The sequence below is a fragment of the Streptomyces ferrugineus genome (assembly GCF_015160855.1).
Taxonomy (GTDB): Bacteria; Actinomycetota; Actinomycetes; order Streptomycetales; family Streptomycetaceae; genus Streptomyces; species Streptomyces ferrugineus.
This window is the reverse complement of record NZ_CP063373.1, coordinates 9,522,606-9,539,484: the sequence shown is the minus strand read 5'-3', so window position 1 is coordinate 9,539,484 and position 16,879 is coordinate 9,522,606. Positions and strand designations below refer to the sequence as shown.

The following is a 16,879-nucleotide window of genomic DNA, read 5'->3' as shown; positions in this document are numbered from 1 at the left end:
AATCGCGCTACCGGCTGCCCTGCTGCGCGGTCCGCTCGTAGAGCAGGGCCGACTCGGCCTCGAGCTCGCGCGGGGACGAGAACTTGAACAGGAGACTCGCCGGCGGCCGCCAACCCGAAAGCGACGCGTAGCGCGACAACAGCTTCGGGATCAGCAGCGAATGGCCACCCGCCTGGAAGAAGTTGGTGTCCTCGTCGATGTCGGCGGACTCAAGAACCTCACGAAATGCTTGGAGCCAGGCCGAGTCGGAAGATTCTCCACTGTCGGGCTGTGGCGTGCCAGGTGTGAACACGAGGTCCCCCAAGTAATGCGAACGATGCTGAGCAGGCATCTTCGAAAGGTGGTCGGAGGGGATGGTGGAGCAGTCTGGAACGACGCTTTAGCGGTCAGTCAGTCACCATGAACTGAAAGTTGAGGCTATGGCACCGACCGGACACGTACGTACTGGCACCAGTCAGGGTCCGGGGGAGACGGACCTACGACTCTCCGGCAGACCAGGGGAACAACAGGCCTCGCGCGGGCTCTCGATGCCCTTGTTCCTGCCATCGCCGGAGGCACTTCCCAGGTGAGGAAGAGTAGCGGTCGCACCCGCCCGCTGGTCGCCCAGGCCGAAGCCCGCGACTGCCTCTGGCAGTTGGGCGGCCGCGAGGCGCGCGACGCAGGCGGGACGATGACCGTCGGTCTGGATGGGGTGCGCCGACGGGGTTCATCGACCACGGACCGGGCGGCACCCACGACTTCGTCACCCGGCTTGCCCAGCGGGGGGCTGTGTCCGGTGGCATGTGGCAGATCGTGATGTCCAGGACAGGGATGAAGCAATCAGCTCAGCTGTCCGCCGAAAGCACGAAGCTCTCAGCCGCCTGAATCAGCGATTCGATGGCCTCGTCCGGAAAATAGTTCTCGTTGTAGTAAACGACGATCTGCGGGTCCGTGCCATCCAGTTCCCACCTGAACTGAACCGTTCGCGGCCAAGTCACCTCGCCCGGCACATAAAGCGGGACGATTTCCGCCTTCGTTCCGACAAGAAGTGAGTCCTCGAAGGACACCGTCCGCTTGTCGAGGGTCACGTTCACCCCGGCCGGCCGGTCCACGGACGCCAGTTCCTCATTCCAGAGCTTTCCGGCAGGCCCGAGCGCGAGGTTGTACTCGAACACGTCGAGGGTATGGGCAAAGACTTCGCGAACCGTTTCCAGCTGACGGCGCGACCGCGCGGTCAGGCTCAGGGGGACCATCTTGACGAACAGCCCGGCGATATCGGATGTACCCGGCAGCACGCGCCCGTGAAAAGGGGTGGTGACCCCCACGGTCGGGGCGCCGCTCACCTCCCGCAAACCTCCCAGCACAGCGGACGCCACCGTTACGAACGGTGTCGCCCGGGCACGCCTCGCGATGTCGAGCACTCTCGCCTTCGCGTCCGCCGGCAACGCGTGATGCACCGCCGTGAGCCTGGATTTGCCCTTCGCTTCACAGGCGATCGGAAACGGGGGAGGAAACGTTCCGAACTGCTCGGTCTGGGAGCGCCAGAACGCCCTACGCTCCTCGCCCCAAGCACCGGACAGCTCGCGCCGCTCAAGCAACGCAAAGTCGTGATACGCGTTCTTCCCGGCCTTGTCGGGGACGCTCGCCCCTTGAATGGCGCGCTCGTAGAACTCGCCGAAATCCTTCATGAGACGCTTCCACGTCTTCTCATCGACGATGATGTGGTCCAGCGCTATCCCGAGGAGATGCCTGTGGTCGTCGCGCTGCACGATCGCGATGCGCGACAACCCCACGCCGGCGAGGTCGAAGGGGGGCTCGATGATCCGGCGTATCGTCTTGAGCGCCTCCGTGTCGGTATCGGCGGTGTGGAACTCCACATCCCCCAACACGTCGTCGTACGTGCATGCTTCGTCCGGCGAGACGTAGGCCCGGCGCAGCACGTCATGACTCAGACAGACACCCCGCCACGCCTCACGCACGGCGGCGATGTCCAGCTCCCCGGTGAGCCACAACACGCAATAGACAAGATTGTGCCTGTCCGCGAACTCCCCCGACAGCCGGGCCGTCTCGGCGAGCGATGTCGGACCCCGCGTGACCTCAGCCCGGCCCACAGTCATTTCCTTGCCTCCGTATCAGTTGTCAGGATTGGCGTGCGGAAAGCACGAGAACGCTTCGCTGAGCCGATGGCGCCAGCGGGCACCGAGGTCCTGGGCCCCGTAGCCGGTCCCCTCGTCCACCATGAGATCGAGCCCGATCTCGTGCCCACGGACCGTCGCACCAGCGGTGAACGCCGACATCGGCTGGTTGTGGCCGCACCGCGGCGGGATCTCGACAGCCTCGACCCCCGCGACGTTCACGCTGCCCTCCGTCGCGACCGTGTAGACGAGCATCCCCGCGACCGAGCCGGAGAAGGCGGATCCGAGCCCTGCGACCGAGACGAACGGCACCTCCGCATGGTCGATCTCCAGACACCAGTCGTCGAGGAAGTCGTCCATCGCCTCCAGCGGGCTGCGTGGTCCGGTCAGGTCGAGCGAGATGACAGTGTTCAGGAAACACCCGGTGACATCGGAGAACGCCTCGTTCCGCTGTCCCCACGGGTAAGCGACGACGGTTGCCTCGGCCCCCGTGACGTCGCGCAGAGCGCGGTGCAGCGAGAAGAGGGCGTACGGGAAGTAGGAGCCACGGACGGAGCTCGGGCCGGCGACGCCCGGGAGGTCGACGATGGGAACGGCTTCAGCGGACGCCTTCGCCGCCACCTTGGGGAACTCTCCGTGGAAGTTCTTCAGACGGTCCGCCCAGAAGGCGATTCCGCGTCCGACCGCCGCGGCGCTCTCGGACTCGGCCCTGTCCCGGACAGCGGCCTCGAAGCGCTCCCATTGCCCGTCATCGGGAGATCCTGGGGCAGCCAACTGCTGGATCATGGTGAGCTGCGACTGGCCGTCGACCAGTGCGTGGTCGAAGACCAGCAGCAGATAGTCGGCGCCGTGGGAGCGTACGAGACGTGCCGCCATCGCGGCACCGTCCAGAGAGGCTTCGAATTCATCGACCACCGTCATGGAAAGTCTCATGACGGCCTCTTCGTCCTCCGCCTGCACTTCGGCGAAGTCATACGTGGCCGCATACCGTTCCTGGTACGCCTCGCCACGGGAAAACCCCATGCGATAGGACAGCGTAGGATTCCGGAGCATGATCGAGTCCAGGACCCGATTCAGATCGACGGCTGACAGGGCAGCGGGCGGCATACGAAAGAGCTGGTGTATAGAGATTCGCCGACCGGTGCGTTCCGCCATTAGCGCGAAGCCGAGTTGCGTACTCAGCAACGGGAGCCGGTCCGCCATGTGTGCCCCTTTCGGCCGCGACAACGGCCCCTGCCGACCGCATGAAGAATCTGGTTCAGATTACTGACGCAAGGGCCTGTGAAGTCCTAACAGATAACAGGAGCAGGACCTCATTCAGCCCGCTCTGTCACGTGCACGGGAAGGGTCATGCGGCGGCTCGTCCCCTGATCAGCGCGGTGACCGATTCCACCGTGGGCTCGGACAGGAACTCCTGCACGGACACCTGGACTTGGAAGCGCTGATGGATGCGGGTGACGATCAGCGCGGCGGAGAGCGAGGTGCCGCCCAGGTCCATGAAGTGCCGGTCGGGTGGTATGTCGGCAACGCCGAGCACCGTCGACCAGATGCCGGCGACGGCCGACTGCATATCGGTGGGTTCCGGGAGCGGCCCGACGCAGTCACGAGCATCGCCGGGGGCCGGCAGGCGGCGGCGATCGATCTTCCCGTTCGGGGAGAGCGGCAGTTCGGACGCGTGGACCACGTGGTGAGGAACCATGTAGTTCGGCAGCAACTGTGCTGCGTGTGCGCGTAGTTCGCCGGTCTCCAGTGGGCAGCCCGGCTCAGGCACTACATGAGCAACCAGCCTGCGTTCCTCGCTGTCGGGCGGCGTCCAGGCCACCACGGCGCACTCCCGGACCGCGGGGTGGCGGAGCAGTGCTGCCTCGATGTCACCGGGCTCGACCCGGTATCCGCGGATCTTGAGCTGGTCGTCGGCCCGGCCCAGATAGTCCAGGGCTCCGTCGGGCCGCTCGCGCACGAGGTCACCGGTTCGGTACGCGCGTACGGTCCGTCCCTCGATCCGTACGCTACGGAACCGCGCCTCCGTCTGCTGTGGATCACCCACATACCCGTGGGCGAGACCGACCCCCGCCACCCACAGCTCGCCGCCCTCCTCCTGCGGGACGACATGGGCCGTCATGCCGGGCAGCGGCCGCCCGACAGGGGGAAAGTCGGGCCAGGAGTGCGACGGACCGGTGAGGGTATGGGCGAGGGCGACATGGGTCTCCACCGGGCCGTAGTGGTTGTGCAGACGCGCCGCGGGCAGTCGTCGGAACAGTTCCCGGACGGCAGGCGTGATCTGCAGCGCCTCTCCCGCCACCGCCACTTCGCGCAACGCGCCGGGCATTATGTCGAACTCGACGGTCAGCTCCGCCAGTCGACGCAGCGCCACGGGCGGCAGGAAGATCCGCTGGATCTCCCACGCACGGCACAGCTCCCACACACGCTGCAGGTCGACGCGTTCGGCGTCTGACGGTGTGTACAGGCAGCCCCCACTGCACCAGGCTGTGAACACCTCCTGGACGAATATGTCGAAGCCGAGCGGGGCGAACATCAGCGTGCGCAGCGGCTCGGGGGACGTACTCGCCAGCGTCCACTCGATCAGATTGTCCAGGCAACGGTGCGGCATGGACACCGCCTTGGGCCCTCCGGTGGACCCGGACGTGAACACCACGTAAGCGGGATCCTCGCCGTCCGGCTGCGTTCGGCGAGGTGCCGGGGCATCGTGCGCGGTGCCGGCAGCGGGGTCCTCCCGGAGAGGGAGCACGACGGGCCCGTCCGGCCCGTCCGGGGGCCGCAGACCCGGCTCGACCAGCGCGAACCGGGCACCGCAACGCCGCCACATGTGCTGGATGCGGTCCGCCGGATAGAGCGGATCCACCACGCAGAAGGCCCCGCCCGACCGGAGCACGGCAAGGACGGCTACGCCGAGTGCGATTCCGCGGGAAGCCTGGACGAGCACGATGTCGCCGGGGCGCACCCCGTGTCGCGTCAGGCGATCGGCCACGTCGGCTGACCTGCGGTCGAGTTCGGCATAGTCGAGCCTGCCGTCGGGTGCGACCAGCGCGGTCGCCAGAGGGCGGCGCTGTGCCTGGTCGGCGATCAGGTCCACTACTCGGCTGGGCAACGCTCTGTCCTCTCCCTCGTGCCCGACACAAGGGGAAGGCCCAGCGCTTCGAGGACCGCGGCACGCGTCTCCTCGGCCCTGAGCAGTTCAAACCGGTCGCAGCTCGAGCGCAGTGCGCGCTGGTGCCCGGCAGTGCAGGCGTAAGCGGCCGGGTCGGCGTCCGCGGAGTCGACGCGCAGCACATGCCCCTCCCAGGTCGGAGTACGGGAGTGGTGGGCCGCCACGAGATGGCTGAGCCAGTCCGTGTACGCGCTGACCATCTGCGTGGCGCTTGCCGCGATCTCCGACTCGTTGGCGCCCGCCGCGCGTAGCGCCGCGAAGGCCTGGCGGGCCAGTTCGTCGGTGAGGTCGGCGACGAAGCGCTCCGGGGCCTCGGCCAGTGTGTCGGCGTCGACGAGCTCGCTCAACTCCTGTTCGTCCAGCTGGACGCCGAGTCCGGCGAGCCGCGCGCGGTATTCCGCCGTGATCGATTCCAGCGATGTGACCTCGGGGTCGAACAGCATGATCACCGGCTCCCCATCCAGGGCGGCGGCCACCTCGAAGGCAAGCGGCGCCGAGGCGCAGTATGCGGCGACCGCCGCGACCGGGCCCGTCCCGGCCGGCACGTTCGCCAACAGGCGGGCCGCGTAGGCCGCGCCGCTCACCGCCCTCGGCAGGGGGGCGGGCAGCAGGTCGTGGACTCGCACCCCGTGCCGCTCCAGGCCCAGTTCGTCGATCCGGGCCTCTTTGCGGTATCCGGGATAGTCGAGTGCGAGAACCACAGGGCGTTCGCTCTGGACCATGGGCGAGTTCCTTTCGCTGCTACATCACGAAAACGGGCGGCCCGGAGCTTCGATGCGTCCGTCATGGCCCACCAGCGCAACACAGCGGCCGTCCTCTCGCACTTCGTTACTCAACATCTCGACGCGTGGAGAACGGCCGCCTCGACAGTCCCGGGAAGAACCGCGGACCAGTAGCTCGGGTGACTCCCGAGGTCAAACCCCAAGCTAAGCCTGGGAGCTGTCGATGAAGGCCGACAGACTCTTCGGCGAGGCGTGCGTGAAGAGGTCGCGCAGCCGGACGTCCACACCGAGGACGTCGTAGACCTTGCCGACGATCTGAAGGAGGTGCAGGGACGTGCCGCCGCTCTCGAGGAGGTCCGAGGTCTCGTCGAGGTCCTCCTGCCCGAGGACTTCGCGCCAGATCTCCGTGAGTGCGGCTGTGCGGTCCGAGACGTTCTGGTATTCGGTCTTCATACTTGGCAGCTCCTTTGATTGTCGTTACCGATCGGCTCTCCGCTTCGGCTGCCGCTCTCTTCCGTGAGCCGGGCGACCAGACGCGCGCTGATGTCCCGGGCCACGCTCTCGGTCACCAGCGCGGCTTCATAGGAGACCCGCACCGTCGACGCGATGCCGTCGTCCGCGAGCAGTTCGACGAGCAGTGGCACCTGGAGGCGGACGTACGGCAGCTCGATCCCGTGCACCGCGCAGCCGTCGAGCTGGAGTTCAGCGCTGGGCGAGTCCTGCACCGCGCCGATGACGTGATACAGCCGCTGCCCTGCCTGCCCGGCGCTCCGGGCCACCTCTGCGATGGACAGATCGCTGTTGCGCAGGGCGGCGAGAACCGTGCTCTCGGCCCGGGCTGCGGCATCGTGAGCTGTGGTCGTCCGCAGTCTGACGCACATCGTGTCGATCAGGCATGCGATGGTGTCCTGCAGAACCGGGGTGGAACGCTGGGATATCGGAATGCCGATCGTGACATCCTCGGTGCCGGTGACCTCGGACAGCGTTCCGCCAAGCGCGGCGACGAACAGCGGGAGGAGGCCGCCGCCGATGGAGCGCCGGCCCAGGGAGTCCGCCTGCTCCGGCGTCAGGGGTACGTCGATCTTCGTCACGCCGACTTCCGTACACAGCGCGGGCGTGACCCACGGTGCGGGATCGACCGGAAGCTCGGCCAGTTCCTTCGCCCAGTAGTCCCGTTGCGCCGCGAGATCCGCCAAGTCCCGGATCCGCTCGGTCTCCGCGTGGATCTCCGACGGTGCGGCGACCGGACGCGCGGACTGTGTCTCGTGCCCATTGCACCGCGCGCGGTACGCCTCGGCCAGATCCTCCGCGAAGATCCGCTTGGACCATCCGTCGAACGCGATGTGGTGAACGGACATGCCGAAGATCCACCGCTCGGGCTCCCCGAGCCTGCAGAGCACCGCGCGCCAGACTTCTCCCTCGAACAGAGAGAAGGGCCTGTCGAGGACTGCCTTCAACTGCGGCAGGGCCGTCTCCTCGTCCGGGGCCTCGATGTGCTCGACCGTGACCGGGCGGTCGGAGCGATTCCACGTGGCCAGGTCCTCGAAGGCGTAACGGCCCTGGAGGAACGGGTGGCGACGGTGCACGTCCTGCAGCGCCTCAACGAAACGGTCGACGTCGAGCGCGCCCGCGATGCGCCAGGCCAAGTAGAGGTGATTGTCCGTGTCGTTGCCGTCGAGGTGCTGCAAGAGGAATCCGGACTGCATCCCGGTCAGCGGTGACGGCGCGGCTGCGTCCGCCCGGTCCGCGCTGTCCGCTGCGGCTGTCCCGTTGGCGTCGTCCTGCGTCGCTGCGGACTGCTTGGCGATCCAGACCCGCATCTCGTTGACCGACGGGTGGCTGCGGACAACCGATACCGGAATGCTGAGGCCGGTCACCTGGCTCAGGGCCGTGCACAGACGAACCGCGCCCAGCGACGTGCCGCCCAGGTCGAACAGCGAGGCGTCGGGATCCACCGATGAGCCACCGAGAACCCGGCTGAACGCAGCCTCGATCGGATCGCTGGAGTTGGCCTCCGCGCGAGCTGCGGTCAGCTCTGCGATGGCGGAGTGCAGCGCGACCGTGTCGAGCTTCGCGTTGCTGGTCAGCGGCAGCGCCGCCAACCGGACGACCACATCCGGAGCCCACCCCGGAGGCAGGTCGGCCGCCAACGCGATCCTCAGGCCTTCCTCGTCGAAGTGGTCACTGGCCGAGACGACGGCGAGGGCGAGTGACTCCGGCCGGCCGGAGAGGCCGAGCAGCGGGACCACGGCGCACTGCGCGACTCCGTCGAAAGCGGCTGCCGTCCGCTCGATCTGGCCCGCGTCGATCCGGTGTCCACGGATCTTCAGCTCGCGGTCGCGACGCCCCGCGAACGTGAACACGCCACTGGCGGTCCTGCTGCCGTAGTCCCCGGTGCGGTACACCCGCAGACGCCGGCCTCCGACGAGCACCTCGACGAACTTGGCCGCGGTCAACTCCTCGTCACCGAGATATCCAGGAGACAATCCGTCGCCTGAGATGCACAGCTCCCCGATCTCGTCCGGGCCGCACTCCCGCTCGCCGTCCAGCACATGCACCCCGGTACGGGGTATTGGCCGGCCCAGCGGGATGGCGCCGCGGGTGTCGTCGGCTGTCACTCGGTGCATCAGAGCGATGCACGTCGACTCGGCGGGGCCGTAGCCGTTGATGAACGGGATGTCCGGATGCGCGGCCAGGAAGCGCGCGACATGCGCGGGGGAGAGCGCTTCGCCGCCGGCCATGGCGACGCGTAGGCCTTCGAACGCGGACACGTCCTCGTCGACCAGGACGTTGAACAGCGAAGAGGTGACGAAGAGGGTGTTGAGGCCGTGGTCCGAGATCTCGTGACGCAGCTCGTCGGGCGTGAGTGCCCGATGCTTCCGGAGCAAGGACACGCCGCCGCGCAGGAGCGGGCCCCACACCTCGAACGGAAGGGCGTCCCAGTTCGAGGAGCCCAGGTGCGCCAGCACGGTCTTCTCGTCGATGGAGGCGATGCCCTCCCCGGTGAACATCCGTAGGGTCGCTTCGTGCGTCGAGAGCACCGCTTTCGGCTCGCCGGTGCTGCCCGAAGTGAAGAAGACCGTCGCGATATCGGTGCCTGCGGCGGGGATCGGTTTCCAGGCGTGGTCCGCAGAGTCCTCAGCGGGCGTGTCGAAGCCGGGCAACTCGATCTCACGCCGGAAGCAGCCGCTGAGCCGGCCCGGCGCGGCGACCGCGAGGGCGCCGCCGAGAATCCCGTCGATCCGCCGCAGGCGCCGCGCATTCCACTCCAGATCCATGACCGTGTAAGCGGCGCCGAGCTTCAGCACACCGAGGGCTGCGGCGATCAGGGCGGGTGATGTCTCCAGTTGAAGGGGGACGATGCTGCCTGCTCGGACCCCCTCCGCTGCCAGCCACTCGGCGACGGAGTCGGACCAGGCATCGAGCTGACCCCGACTGACGACCTCATTGCCGTGGATCAGTGCGGGACGCGCGGGATCCGCCTGAGCAAGGTCATGCAGAACCATATGGATGGACACGGCGCTCATGACTCAGCCAGCTTCCTTCGTCAAACAGCGAATGCGAACGGTTGGCTACGTGGCTGGAGCAAGGATGCTTCCCTTACGCCACCAAGTGACGAATGCAGACGCAGCCAAGTAAGCCACCAGGGCCGCGGCGTCCTTTCGGTTGCCCGCTTTTTCGTCATCCTGCGGTAGCCAAGCTCGTTCGGTCGTCGCTGTGTGCACGACGGAGTGGGCTGCAGGCGCCCGGTGCAAAGCAGACAATTCGTTAGGAGGCCGGGATCCTGGGCCCGTCGAGAAATCAATAGCGCACTGCTCCGACGTGCAGCGATATGGCGCAACATGGGCCACTGATCTTTCGATGGGCCCCTTGAGTCTAGGCCGGGTCGTCCTGCGTCGCCCCTGACATATGGCAGTGACCGACCACAGCCTCCGGCTCCCGCTCCGCCGGCGTAGTCGTGGGTCGTCCTCGTCGGCGCCATCCTGGGAGACCGCGGACTGCGACATCCCGGCCGCGGATCCGCCGCGGGCCCCGAGCGTGACTTGTCCACCAGCCCCTCAAGCCGGTGGGCGGCGAACCGGGCGAGCCACTTGCGCACGGTCTCCCGCGAGACCCCGATGCCCTTCGCGACCTGCGCGTTCTGCCGGTCCTCCGCGCACGTCGGCGGTGTCTTCGACCGCATCTCCAGCGCCTGGTGGGCCGATTGACGGCTCAGGGAGGCTGTGATTAGCATCCCAGGCGACTTCAAAATCTGACCGGGCCACGACACCTAAGCGGGGCACACCCTTCGGAGGGCTTTGAGTGGTGAACTCATTTCGTCGTGCCAAACTGCCCTCAAGTTCATGACCCCTTTACCGAACGGGGCATTGGCGCCGGCAAAACCTCACTCGGTGACGGTATCCACGCAATTGCCGAGGAGGCATGCATCGGAGAGCCAATCGATGATCGGCACAGGCGCGGTGTTGTCGGTCATTAATGGGCACCGAGACGGAGAAGGCGCTTGACGTTCCGTACCCTCACCGAGCTCCCCTCCGCCTTCCGGTGGCTCCTCGCGGGCCGTACGATGGCGATCTTGGGCAACACCGTTGCGCCCATCGGACTCGCACTCGCCATCATCGACGCCGACGGGAGCGCCGCCACGATTGGCATCGTTGTCGGCGCGAGGTCCGCTGGCAACCTGCTGTTCGTTCTGGCTGGAGGAATCCTCGCCGACCGGTTCCCACGGTCCGTGGTCCTCGAGGGGTCGAGTGCGGCCAGCGCGATCACACAAGGGGTCGTGGCGTGGTACGTGTTGTCCGGTGGCGGCTCCGTGGTCCCGCTGACTCTACTGGCCCTGCTGAACGGGATCTGTGCGGCGTTCGCGTCCCCGGCCTCGTCGGCGCTACTGCCGCAGACCGTCCCGTCCACCATGCGAAGCCAGGCCAACGCGGCTATGCGACTGACCCTGAATCTGTGCGCCGTGGCCTCCGGAGCACTCGCGGCGCTGTTCCTGCTCGTAGCCGACCCTGGCTGGCTGATCGCCTTCGACGCGCTCTGCTTCGCCGTCGCCGGAGTCCTGTTCTCAAGGGTCCGGGTCCCAGCCGGCACTGCGTCAAAGAAGGAATCGCTGATGAGCCAGCTCCGAGGGGGCTGGGTGGCCTTCTCGGAGCAGAAGTGGTTGTGGCAGGCCATCGTCGGCTCAACGGTGATGAACCTGTGCTTCTCCGGCACCATCCCAGTGCTGGGGCCGATCTTGGCCGAGGAAACCTTCGGCAGTCACCTCTGGGGCCTCGTACTCGGCGCCCAGGTCGGCGGCTTGACAGTAGCGGCCGTTCTGATCATGAGAAGCGGCCGGCGAATCTCGCTGCGCGCCGGCCTCCTGGCGCTTCCCCTCGGCGCCGCGCTGCCACTCACCCTGGGCGTTCATCCGACATTCGCGGTGCTGCTACTGGCCGCGTTCGTCGGCGGCCTGTCAATGGAGGTCTTCGGCACCGTCTGGGAGACGACCCTCCAGGACAGGATCGAGCCGGACAAGCTCGGGCGAGTGTACTCGTATGACGCCCTCGGGTCCTTCATCGGCGTACCGCTGGGGCAGGTGTTGGTGGGTCCCGTCAGTGCTGAACTGACCCCTCGCACAACCCTGGTCATCGCGGGTGTACTGATGGTCGGCGCGGCATTGGCGATCGCGCGGGCGCTCGGCGGCGAACGGGCGGCGATAAAGGCGGCCTGATGTATTCGACGAGATACTGGAGGGCTACGGATGCTGCAGCATCATGAGGGACTGGTCACGGCTACCCTTGCAGCGAACGACCACTCGGCGTGGAAGGCACTCAAGTGCCGCAAGGACCTGCACGTCGTCGACGTGGCGCCGCCGCCGGCATCCGGCGGCGAGTGGCTGACCGAGGGATTCCGCTTCCGACCCACCAACGTCGTCTGGCTCGCGGATCCGAAGGGATCCGAAGAAGAATACGTCGAGGGGCTGGGGCGTTCCCAACGGCACACCGTGCGAACGGCACTCAGGGATTTCCGGGCCTCCACGATGACGCTTGAGCATGTCGAGAAGATCACGCCCGCGCTGGCCGCGGAATGGCTGCCACTCTACCGAGCGTCCCTGGCCGGCATGGCCTTCGCGGCCCCGGTTGTGACCTCGCCGGAAGAGGTGGTGGGCATCGGGCCGGACGTGGAGATGCTGGCAATCCGGGACGGCCACGGAAACATGTGCGCCGGCATAGTCACGCTCAACGATCACCGCCGCGGTGTCTACACGTGCGGGCTGTACGGCGAACGAGACGGCCCGCGAAGCCACAACTTCTCCCGGCTGCTCGACCTCGCCATGATGAACGTCGCCCGGGCCTACGAGATGCCACTGGTCAGCCGAGGGTGGGAGCCCAACCTCTATGGGCACATCGGCAAGGCCGGCCTGGCAGCGTACAAGCGGTTGCTGGGGTTCCGTCCAGTACCTCGAGCTGCGCTGCGACCCGACGGTTCCGAAGACGTGCTCACACGTGTGGTGCATGACGATGGGCTGGCCCCACCGTTGATGTTCTTCGCGTATCCGACCTGGCCGCCAGAGCAGGCCGACCTGATGGACGTCCGGCTTCGGGCCGTCGTACACCCCAACCCGAACACGCCATTCCAGTTCAGTGTGTTCGGCTCCGACGTCGAGTCATTGGCCCCATCAAGAAGCGCCACCGGCAGCCCGTCCGGTTCTGCCCATCCGTAACGCCGCAGACCTGTCCCATGTCAGGAGACGTGCGCCAAACTTCTCCGTTAACGTCCGCGCATGCCTCGATCCACCCCGGATGTACCGCCGCCGACCCCTCGCGGTCCGCTCTCTCGCCTGCTCCGGCGAATGGCCCCGCCGTCGCCGACCGCGGGGCGAGTCAGTGCTCAGGCGCTGCTCTACGGGCTGGGCACCGGCAGCTACATCACCACCAACGCGGTCTTTTTCACCAAAGTCGTGGGCCTCTCCGCTGCCGCTGTGGGTCTGGGCCTGACGATTGCCGGAATCGGCGCGTTCGCCGCCGCTGTGCCGTTGGGCCGGGTCGCTGACCGGGTCGGCCCGAAGACCATGTGGGCTGCGGCGTCTCTCGCGGAGGCGGCCTGCTTCCTCGCCTACCCGGCGGCTCGCGGGTTCCCCGCCTTCCTGGTGATCGTCATAGCCCTCGGTCTGAGCAACGCCTCCGGGTCTGCGGGCTATGGCGCGTATGTGCTCAACCTCTACACCGACAAGGAGCGTGTCGCAGGGCTCGCCTACAACCGGAGTGCGTTGAACGCCGGGTTCACCGTCGGCGCGGGACTTGGCGGCCTGGCCCTGGCAACCGGAAGCGAAACGGCCATCTGGATGCTGCCCTTGTTCGTCGGAGTGGTGATGCTGATCAACTCAGTGGTGATCTTCCGACTGCCCAAGGCGGTCAGCCCCGTCCAGGATCCGACCCGGTCGGAAGGGCGCGAGCGTCGGAAGCGGGGTGGCGCGCTGACGGATCGTCCGTTTCTCGCCCTCTCCGTCCTGGGCGGTGTGCTGTCCACGAACCAGGTAATCCTCTTCGTGGTCGTTCCGCTCTGGCTGGTGGAGGACACCAACGCGCCTCGGGTGCTCCTGGCGGCACTGGTCGCGACCAACACCCTCATGACGGTGGCCCTGCAGACCATGACCGCCCGCGGCACTGACACACTGTCGGGCGCGATTCGGGCGACATACCGGAGCGCGGCCTGCTTTGCCGCCTCCTGTGTGATCATCATGTTCACTGACGGCAGCGTCGAGTGGCTGACCATCGCTCTGGTTTGGCTGGCGCACATCGTATTGACCGGTGCCGAGCTCTTCCAGGCAGCGGCGGGCTGGGGATTCACGGCGCTCTTGTCCGATCCCGCACGGCGCGGCGAATACCAGGGCGTAAACCAGGTCGGCCATACGATCGGTACCGTGTGGGCGCCGGCCGCTTACACCTATCTCGCCCTGAACTGGCACATGGCGGGCTGGCTCACCATCGCTGCCATCGTCGTCCTCGCGGCCGTCGTCACCCCGTTCGTGGCCCGCGCCGCCGAACGCTCGCTTGGTACGGCGCTTGCCGGGACCGCGTCCAGCGCAGTCCCCCCTGCAGTCCTGGATCGCTCGGCTTGACGCCCGCCCGGGTCCGGCGAGGCCTTCGCATCGGCGTCTGGGCAGCAGCCCGCTGGGTGGGTTGAGGCCGCTCGGTGGGTTCGAAGTGGACGGTCATGCCGAGGGCGTGGCAGGCGGTGGGGTTTGCCCCAAGGCCCGGCGCGATACTCATCGCCTCCAACTGCTGCAAGCCTCAAGGGCGTTGACCCACCCCATCCGCACCAGCAGAATGAGCCCGCATTCGTTCTGAGAGCGCTCTCAAAACCGAGGGAGACCCATGACCGGCATGACCGACAGACGGGGCCCGGAGCTCAGTCGTCGCACGCTCATCGGTACCGGACTCGGCCTCGGCGCCGTGGCCCTCACCGGAACCGGGGTCGCTCACGCCGATTCCGGCGGGTCCGCGCGGCGTCGCGCCCAGTCCTTCCTTGCCGCGGCCATGGACGCCTACCCCGACCACGGCACCACCCGCCTCGCCCAGAGCTACACCGATCAGGCCGGGTTGTTCAGCACCGCGTTCACGTACGACAACGCCCTCGCGATCCTCGCCCTCCTCGCCGCCCGCACGGCCGACGGGCGGCGCCGGGCCGTCTCGCTCGGGGACGCGCTGCTGTACGCCCAGGCGCATGACCCGGTCCACGAGGACGGTCGGCTTCGGCAGGGCTACAACGTCGGGCCGTACACCTTCTACGACGGCTCGCTCCAGCCGGACGGGTTCGTGCGGGCCGACGGGAGCGTCAACGTCGGGACGCAGTTCGGGTTCACGGGGACGGCCGTGGGGGACATGGCCTGGGCGGGGATCGCGCTCGCGGCGCTCGCCGGGCGGACCGGGAAGCGGCGGTTCCTCGACGGTGCCGTGCGGATCGGGGAGTGGATCGAGCGGAACGGGCGTACCGACGAACCGCTGGGCGGGTACAAGTTCGGGGTCGACGGGAGCAATCAGAAACTGCCCTTCACCTCCACCGAGCACAACACCGACCTCGTCTGTCTGTTCGGGCGGCTCGCTCGGCTGACGGGAGACCGGGTGTGGCTGGAGCGGCGTGCTCGGGCTCGGGAGTTCGTCGAGAGGATGTGGGAGGGCGACGGCGGGTTCTTCTACACCGGGACCAATGACGGGGTGAACATCAACACCTCGCCCGTCCCCGAGGACACCCAGACCTGGACCCACCTCGCCCTCGACTCCCGTGCCCACGCCTCGTCGCTGGACTGGGCCGCCCGTGAGCTGGCCGTGCTCGATCACGCCGGGCGGCGCAACAGCACGGTGCCGGCCGGCCAGTCGTACGAGGGGGTCACCTTCAGCTCCGCCAGTCTGCTCGCCGACGAGGACACGCCGATCGCCGACTCCCAGCCCAAGCCGGACCGCAACGGCGTGTGGTTCGAGGGGACCGCCCATCTCGCGCTCGCCCTGCGGGAGCGGTGCGGGCGGGGCGACGTGGCGCGGGCTCGCCGGCTGGTCGACTCCGTCGAGCGGGCTCAGGATCTGCTCGGCGGTGGGCAGACCGTGGGCGGGCGGGTGCTGCCCGAGCGGGCGGGGGTGGTGTCCGCCAGCAGTCCGCTCGATACGGGGTTCGGGTTCGGGTACTACCCGTATCGGCACGTCGGGGCGACTGCCTGGTATGTGATGGCGGCCGTGCGCTTCAACCCGCTGCGGGCCTGAACGGGCGCTCGTCACGGCCCGCCCGCCACCCTCCTCAGTACAGCGAACTTAAGAAGTCCTTACCGTGAACCACTAGCATCGCGGCGGTAATCGAAGCCGGATCGAGGGTGAGGGCGGGTATGGCGGAACCGAGGATCGCGGTCGCCGTGGTGACGATGGGCAACCGGCCCGTCGAGGTCGACGCGCTGCTCGAGTCCGTGGCCAAGCAGGATCTCGCCCCCGAACGGATCGTCGTCGTCGGCAACGGCTGCCCGCTGCCCGAGTTCGCCGAACGGCTGGCGCTGCCCGGTGAGTTCACGCCGATCGAGCTGGACGAGAACCTGGGCTGCCCGGGCGGGCGCAACGCGGCCATCGAGCGGCTGCGCGAGTTCGGGGACGTCGATGTCGTGGTGGAGCTGGACGACGACGGACTCCTCGTCGACGCCGACGTACTGCGCCGGGTACGGGATCTGTACGCCGCCGACGACCGGCTCGGCATCGTCGGCTTCCGCATCGCCGACGAGCACGGGGAGACGCAGCGGCGGCACGTGCCCAGGATCGGCAAGTCGGATCCGTTCAGGGGCGGTTACGTCACCGGCTTCCTCGGCGGCGGGCACGCGCTGAGCATGGCGATGCTGGCCGAGACGGGGGACTGGCCCGCGGAGTTCTTCTTCGCCCACGAGGAGACCGATCTGGCCTGGCGGGCCGCCGACGCCGGCTGGCGCATTCTCTACGCTCCCGAACTCCTCCTGCAGCACCCGAAGACCTCGCCGGCCCGGCATGCCATCTACTATCGCGTGACCGCCCGCAACCGCGTCTGGCTGACCCGCCGTCGGCTGCCGCTCCCGCTGATCCCGGTCCACCTCGGCATCTGGGTCCTGCTCACCCTCGTCCGCACCCGGTCGTCCGGCGGACTGCGCGCCTGGTTCGGCGGCTTCCTGGAGGGCCTGCGGGAACCGGCCGGCCGACGGCGGCCCATGCGATGGCGCACGGTGTGGCGGCTGTGCCGGCTGGGACGGCCGCCGGTCATCTGACCGAGAGGGCCCGGCACGGGGTGAGAGAGAACGGGACGCGGGGGTCCGGTCGTTCACCTCTGCCGACCGGGGACCCCCACATTCCCCGGATCCGGCCACGGCGGCGACGCTCCCCCGAGCTGCG

13 protein-coding genes are annotated in these 16,879 nt (G+C 67.8%); 5 read left to right on the top strand and 8 right to left on the bottom strand.

What is annotated here, in order from left to right; genetic code table 11:
- Window positions 1-7 precede the first annotated feature (7 nt).
- The 8 genes from IM697_RS42415 to IM697_RS46065 form a co-directional block, all read right to left on the bottom strand.
- A complete protein-coding gene (locus tag IM697_RS42415) occupies window positions 8-331 on the bottom strand; it encodes an acyl carrier protein (protein ID WP_194042651.1) in 324 nt (107 codons plus the stop codon).
- Between the two features lie 493 nt (window positions 332-824).
- Window positions 825-2,096, bottom strand: coding sequence for a condensation domain-containing protein (locus tag IM697_RS42410; protein WP_194042649.1), 1,272 nt, complete (start codon window positions 2,094-2,096; stop codon window positions 825-827).
- 15 nt (window positions 2,097-2,111) lie between these two features.
- Complete coding sequence (locus IM697_RS42405) at window positions 2,112-3,317, bottom strand: non-ribosomal peptide synthetase family protein (protein ID WP_194042647.1); 1,206 nt, start codon at window positions 3,315-3,317, stop codon at window positions 2,112-2,114.
- Between the two features lie 145 nt (window positions 3,318-3,462).
- On the bottom strand, window positions 3,463-5,223 hold the full coding sequence (locus tag IM697_RS42400; protein WP_194042645.1) for a non-ribosomal peptide synthetase: 1,761 nt from the start codon (window positions 5,221-5,223) through the stop codon (window positions 3,463-3,465).
- Window positions 5,208-6,005, bottom strand: coding sequence for a hypothetical protein (locus IM697_RS42395; RefSeq protein WP_194042643.1), 798 nt, complete (start codon window positions 6,003-6,005; stop codon window positions 5,208-5,210). The genes IM697_RS42400 and IM697_RS42395 overlap by 16 nt, the downstream gene beginning before the upstream one ends.
- Window positions 6,006-6,209: 204 nt before the next feature.
- Window positions 6,210-6,458 carry a phosphopantetheine-binding protein gene (locus tag IM697_RS42390; RefSeq protein ID WP_194042641.1) on the bottom strand — a complete coding sequence of 83 codons (249 nt, stop codon included), beginning with the start codon at window positions 6,456-6,458 and terminating at the stop codon, window positions 6,210-6,212.
- Window positions 6,455-9,532 (bottom strand): AMP-binding protein, encoded by a 3,078-nt coding sequence (locus tag IM697_RS42385; RefSeq protein WP_194042639.1) that lies wholly within the window; start codon window positions 9,530-9,532, stop codon window positions 6,455-6,457. The genes IM697_RS42390 and IM697_RS42385 overlap by 4 nt, the downstream gene beginning before the upstream one ends.
- A gap of 20 nt (window positions 9,533-9,552) precedes the next feature.
- Window positions 9,553-10,104, bottom strand: a complete 552-nt coding sequence (locus IM697_RS46065; RefSeq protein ID WP_407699670.1) for a hypothetical protein — start codon at window positions 10,102-10,104, stop codon at window positions 9,553-9,555.
- Window positions 10,105-10,578: 474 nt separating this feature from the next.
- Between IM697_RS46065 and IM697_RS42375 the strand changes: the two genes are divergently transcribed.
- From IM697_RS42375 to IM697_RS42355, 5 genes are all read left to right on the top strand, one after another.
- Window positions 10,579-11,715: an MFS transporter gene (locus IM697_RS42375; RefSeq protein WP_265582695.1), complete on the top strand. Its 1,137-nt coding sequence runs from the start codon at window positions 10,579-10,581 to the stop codon at window positions 11,713-11,715.
- Window positions 11,716-11,745: 30 nt separating this feature from the next.
- Entirely contained in the window at window positions 11,746-12,708 is a 963-nt protein-coding gene (locus tag IM697_RS42370; protein WP_194042633.1) for a hypothetical protein, read from the top strand.
- A 129-nt stretch (window positions 12,709-12,837) separates the two neighbouring features.
- Window positions 12,838-14,106 (top strand): MFS transporter, encoded by a 1,269-nt coding sequence (locus IM697_RS42365; protein WP_228044387.1) that lies wholly within the window; start codon window positions 12,838-12,840, stop codon window positions 14,104-14,106.
- Between the two features lie 265 nt (window positions 14,107-14,371).
- Entirely contained in the window at window positions 14,372-15,742 is a 1,371-nt protein-coding gene (locus tag IM697_RS42360; protein WP_194042629.1) for a Tat pathway signal sequence domain protein, read from the top strand.
- Window positions 15,743-15,861: 119 nt separating this feature from the next.
- Entirely contained in the window at window positions 15,862-16,755 is an 894-nt protein-coding gene (locus tag IM697_RS42355) for a glycosyltransferase family 2 protein (RefSeq protein ID WP_194042627.1), read from the top strand.
- Window positions 16,756-16,879 lie beyond the last annotated feature (124 nt).